Here is a 249-nt window from a genome sequence, read left to right as displayed (position 1 = left end):
AAGCCACGCTGGCAACGCTGTTGCGCCCGTTGCTCGATCAGGAGCTGTCGATCGTCTTCTACGACCTGACGACGATTCGCGCCGAGGGCAGCACGGAGATGAGTGAGGAATTGCGCCGCTTCGGCTTGTCCAAGGAAGGCGACATCGCCCGTCAGGTGATGCTGGGCGTGGTACAGACGGCAGACGGTTTGCCGATCCACCATGAGGTGTTTGCCGGCAATACCGGCGAGACCACGACGCTGATCCCGA

1 pseudogene is annotated in these 249 nt (G+C 61.8%); it reads left to right on the top strand.

The window, feature by feature from the left end:
* Positions 1-249 (top strand): annotated as a pseudogene (locus tag DNK49_RS23780) (IS1634 family transposase); the annotation flags it as partial.

Origin of the sequence: Parazoarcus communis SWub3 = DSM 12120 (assembly GCF_003226565.1) — a bacterium.
Classification (GTDB): Bacteria; Pseudomonadota; Gammaproteobacteria; order Burkholderiales; family Rhodocyclaceae; genus Parazoarcus; species Parazoarcus communis.
The sequence above is the reverse complement of the archived record's forward strand: the minus strand, read 5'-3'. Positions and strand labels throughout refer to the sequence as shown.